We start from the raw sequence: 5,396 nt of genomic DNA on the forward strand, positions 1-5,396 counted from the left end.
TGAAAATAATCACTTGACAGCAAATGAGGCTGCTGTAGAATGCGCGCCTCGGTTGAGACGAAAGATCTTAACCAACCGCTCTTTAACAACTGAATCAAGCAATTCGTGTGGGTGCTTGTGGAGTCAGACTGATAGTCAGAAAGATTATCAGCATCACAAGTTACTCCGCGAGAAATCAAAGATGTAACCAACGATTGCTGAGCCAAGTTTAGGGTTTTCTCAAAACCCAAAGATGTTTGAACTGAAGAGTTTGATCATGGCTCAGATTGAACGCTGGCGGCAGGCCTAACACATGCAAGTCGAGCGGATGAAAGGAGCTTGCTCCTGGATTCAGCGGCGGACGGGTGAGTAATGCCTAGGAATCTGCCTGGTAGTGGGGGACAACGTTTCGAAAGGAACGCTAATACCGCATACGTCCTACGGGAGAAAGCAGGGGACCTTCGGGCCTTGCGCTATCAGATGAGCCTAGGTCGGATTAGCTAGTTGGTGAGGTAATGGCTCACCAAGGCGACGATCCGTAACTGGTCTGAGAGGATGATCAGTCACACTGGAACTGAGACACGGTCCAGACTCCTACGGGAGGCAGCAGTGGGGAATATTGGACAATGGGCGAAAGCCTGATCCAGCCATGCCGCGTGTGTGAAGAAGGTCTTCGGATTGTAAAGCACTTTAAGTTGGGAGGAAGGGTTGTAGATTAATACTCTGCAATTTTGACGTTACCGACAGAATAAGCACCGGCTAACTCTGTGCCAGCAGCCGCGGTAATACAGAGGGTGCAAGCGTTAATCGGAATTACTGGGCGTAAAGCGCGCGTAGGTGGTTCGTTAAGTTGGATGTGAAATCCCCGGGCTCAACCTGGGAACTGCATCCAAAACTGGCGAGCTAGAGTATGGTAGAGGGTGGTGGAATTTCCTGTGTAGCGGTGAAATGCGTAGATATAGGAAGGAACACCAGTGGCGAAGGCGACCACCTGGACTGATACTGACACTGAGGTGCGAAAGCGTGGGGAGCAAACAGGATTAGATACCCTGGTAGTCCACGCCGTAAACGATGTCAACTAGCCGTTGGGAGCCTTGAGCTCTTAGTGGCGCAGCTAACGCATTAAGTTGACCGCCTGGGGAGTACGGCCGCAAGGTTAAAACTCAAATGAATTGACGGGGGCCCGCACAAGCGGTGGAGCATGTGGTTTAATTCGAAGCAACGCGAAGAACCTTACCAGGCCTTGACATCCAATGAACTTTCCAGAGATGGATTGGTGCCTTCGGGAACATTGAGACAGGTGCTGCATGGCTGTCGTCAGCTCGTGTCGTGAGATGTTGGGTTAAGTCCCGTAACGAGCGCAACCCTTGTCCTTAGTTACCAGCACGTAATGGTGGGCACTCTAAGGAGACTGCCGGTGACAAACCGGAGGAAGGTGGGGATGACGTCAAGTCATCATGGCCCTTACGGCCTGGGCTACACACGTGCTACAATGGTCGGTACAAAGGGTTGCCAAGCCGCGAGGTGGAGCTAATCCCATAAAACCGATCGTAGTCCGGATCGCAGTCTGCAACTCGACTGCGTGAAGTCGGAATCGCTAGTAATCGCGAATCAGAATGTCGCGGTGAATACGTTCCCGGGCCTTGTACACACCGCCCGTCACACCATGGGAGTGGGTTGCACCAGAAGTAGCTAGTCTAACCTTCGGGAGGACGGTTACCACGGTGTGATTCATGACTGGGGTGAAGTCGTAACAAGGTAGCCGTAGGGGAACCTGCGGCTGGATCACCTCCTTAATCGACGACATCAGCTGCTCCATAAGTTCCCACACGAATTGCTTGATTCATTGAAGAAGACGAAAGAAGCAGCCCGAAATTGGGTCTGTAGCTCAGTTGGTTAGAGCGCACCCCTGATAAGGGTGAGGTCGGCAGTTCGAATCTGCCCAGACCCACCAATTTTGTGTGGGAAACGCCTGTAGAAATACGGGGCCATAGCTCAGCTGGGAGAGCGCCTGCCTTGCACGCAGGAGGTCAGCGGTTCGATCCCGCTTGGCTCCACCACTACTGCTTCTGAAGTAAGAGCTTAGAAATGAGCATTCCATCGCTGTGATGGTGAATGTTGATTTCTAGTCTTTGACTAGTTCGTTCTTTAAAAATTTGGGTATGTGATAGAAAGATAGACTGAACGTTACTTTCACTGGTAACGGATCAGGCTAAGGTAAAATTTGTGAGTTCTCTTAGTTGAGAAATTCGAATTTTCGGCGAATGTCGTCTTCACAGTATAACCAGATTGCTTGGGGTTATATGGTCAAGTGAAGAAGCGCATACGGTGGATGCCTTGGCAGTCAGAGGCGATGAAAGACGTGGTAGCCTGCGAAAAGCTTCGGGGAGTCGGCAAACAGACTTTGATCCGGAGATGTCTGAATGGGGGAACCCAGCCATCATAAGATGGTTATCTTGTACTGAATACATAGGTGCAAGAGGCGAACCAGGGGAACTGAAACATCTAAGTACCCTGAGGAAAAGAAATCAACCGAGATTCCCTTAGTAGTGGCGAGCGAACGGGGACTAGCCCTTAAGTGGCTTTGAGATTAGCGGAACGCTCTGGAAAGTGCGGCCATAGTGGGTGATAGCCCTGTACGCGAAAATCTCTTAGTCATGAAATCGAGTAGGACGGAGCACGAGAAACTTTGTCTGAATATGGGGGGACCATCCTCCAAGGCTAAATACTACTGACTGACCGATAGTGAACTAGTACCGTGAGGGAAAGGCGAAAAGAACCCCGGAGAGGGGAGTGAAATAGATCCTGAAACCGTATGCGTACAAGCAGTGGGAGCAGACTTTGTTCTGTGACTGCGTACCTTTTGTATAATGGGTCAGCGACTTATTTTCAGTGGCGAGCTTAACCGAATAGGGGAGGCGTAGCGAAAGCGAGTCTTAATAGGGCGTCTAGTCGCTGGGAATAGACCCGAAACCGGGCGATCTATCCATGGGCAGGTTGAAGGTTAGGTAACACTGACTGGAGGACCGAACCGACTACCGTTGAAAAGTTAGCGGATGACCTGTGGATCGGAGTGAAAGGCTAATCAAGCTCGGAGATAGCTGGTTCTCCTCGAAAGCTATTTAGGTAGCGCCTCATGTATCACTGTAGGGGGTAGAGCACTGTTTCGGCTAGGGGGTCATCCCGACTTACCAAACCGATGCAAACTCCGAATACCTACAAGTGCCGAGCATGGGAGACACACGGCGGGTGCTAACGTCCGTCGTGAAAAGGGAAACAACCCAGACCGTCAGCTAAGGTCCCAAAGTTATGGTTAAGTGGGAAACGATGTGGGAAGGCTTAGACAGCTAGGAGGTTGGCTTAGAAGCAGCCACCCTTTAAAGAAAGCGTAATAGCTCACTAGTCGAGTCGGCCTGCGCGGAAGATGTAACGGGGCTCAAACCATACACCGAAGCTACGGGTATCACGTAAGTGATGCGGTAGAGGAGCGTTCTGTAAGCCTGTGAAGGTGAGTTGAGAAGCTTGCTGGAGGTATCAGAAGTGCGAATGCTGACATGAGTAACGACAATGGGTGTGAAAAACACCCACGCCGAAAGACCAAGGTTTCCTGCGCAACGTTAATCGACGCAGGGTTAGTCGGTCCCTAAGGCGAGGCTGAAAAGCGTAGTCGATGGAAAACAGGTTAATATTCCTGTACTTCTGGTTATTGCGATGGAGGGACGGAGAAGGCTAGGCCAGCTTGGCGTTGGTTGTCCAAGTTTAAGGTGGTAGGCTGGAATCTTAGGTAAATCCGGGATTCCAAGGCCGAGAGCTGATGACGAGTTGCCATTAGGCGACGAAGTGGTTGATGCCATGCTTCCAAGAAAAGCTTCTAAGCTTCAGGTAACCAGGAACCGTACCCCAAACCGACACAGGTGGTTGGGTAGAGAATACCAAGGCGCTTGAGAGAACTCGGGTGAAGGAACTAGGCAAAATGGCACCGTAACTTCGGGAGAAGGTGCGCCGGTGAGGGTGAAGGACTTGCTCCGTAAGCCCATGCCGGTCGAAGATACCAGGCCGCTGCGACTGTTTATTAAAAACACAGCACTCTGCAAACACGAAAGTGGACGTATAGGGTGTGACGCCTGCCCGGTGCCGGAAGGTTAATTGATGGGGTTAGCTAACGCGAAGCTCTTGATCGAAGCCCCGGTAAACGGCGGCCGTAACTATAACGGTCCTAAGGTAGCGAAATTCCTTGTCGGGTAAGTTCCGACCTGCACGAATGGCGTAACGATGGCGGCGCTGTCTCCACCCGAGACTCAGTGAAATTGAAATCGCTGTGAAGATGCAGTGTATCCGCGGCTAGACGGAAAGACCCCGTGAACCTTTACTATAGCTTTGCACTGGACTTTGAATTTGCTTGTGTAGGATAGGTGGGAGGCTTTGAAGCGTGAACGCCAGTTTGCGTGGAGCCATCCTTGAAATACCACCCTGGCAACTTTGAGGTTCTAACTCAGGTCCGTTATCCGGATCGAGGACAGTGTATGGTGGGTAGTTTGACTGGGGCGGTCTCCTCCTAAAGAGTAACGGAGGAGTACGAAGGTGCGCTCAGACCGGTCGGAAATCGGTCGTAGAGTATAAAGGCAAAAGCGCGCTTGACTGCGAGACAGACACGTCGAGCAGGTACGAAAGTAGGTCTTAGTGATCCGGTGGTTCTGTATGGAAGGGCCATCGCTCAACGGATAAAAGGTACTCCGGGGATAACAGGCTGATACCGCCCAAGAGTTCATATCGACGGCGGTGTTTGGCACCTCGATGTCGGCTCATCACATCCTGGGGCTGAAGCCGGTCCCAAGGGTATGGCTGTTCGCCATTTAAAGTGGTACGCGAGCTGGGTTTAGAACGTCGTGAGACAGTTCGGTCCCTATCTGCCGTGGACGTTTGAGATTTGAGAGGGGCTGCTCCTAGTACGAGAGGACCGGAGTGGACGAACCTCTGGTGTTCCGGTTGTCACGCCAGTGGCATTGCCGGGTAGCTATGTTCGGAAAAGATAACCGCTGAAAGCATCTAAGCGGGAAACTTGCCTCAAGATGAGATCTCACTGGAACCTTGAGTTCCCTGAAGGGCCGTCGAAGACTACGACGTTGATAGGTTGGGTGTGTAAGCGCTGTGAGGCGTTGAGCTAACCAATACTAATTGCCCGTGAGGCTTGACCATATAACACCCAAGCAATTTGAGTCGAAAGGCCAGATTGCGGTGTGTGAAGACGAAACGAACCGAAAGTTCGAGTTCACAAAAACACCGAAACTATCCCATACCCAATTTGCTGAAGCGAGGCCAGCTGGCCACGACTCAGTACCCGAATTTCTTGACGACCATAGAGCGTTGGAACCACCTGATCCCATCCCGAACTCAGAAGTGAAACGATGCATCGCCGA

The 5,396-nt window shown here is 51.4% G+C and carries 2 tRNA genes and 3 rRNA genes; all 5 read left to right on the plus strand.

What is annotated here, in order from left to right:
* Positions 1-238 precede the first annotated feature (238 nt).
* A 16S ribosomal RNA gene (locus tag AC07VV_RS30405) occupies positions 239-1,775 on the plus strand.
* An 81-nt stretch (positions 1,776-1,856) separates the two neighbouring features.
* A tRNA-Ile gene (locus AC07VV_RS30410) sits at positions 1,857-1,933 on the plus strand.
* 30 nt (positions 1,934-1,963) lie between these two features.
* A tRNA-Ala gene (locus AC07VV_RS30415) sits at positions 1,964-2,039 on the plus strand.
* 245 nt (positions 2,040-2,284) lie between these two features.
* Positions 2,285-5,175 (plus strand): 23S ribosomal RNA (locus AC07VV_RS30420).
* 150 nt (positions 5,176-5,325) lie between these two features.
* Positions 5,326-5,396, plus strand: a 5S ribosomal RNA gene (rrf, locus tag AC07VV_RS30425); the annotation flags it as partial.

The sequence above is a fragment of the Pseudomonas sp. GW821-FHT02C04 genome (genome assembly GCF_059421845.1).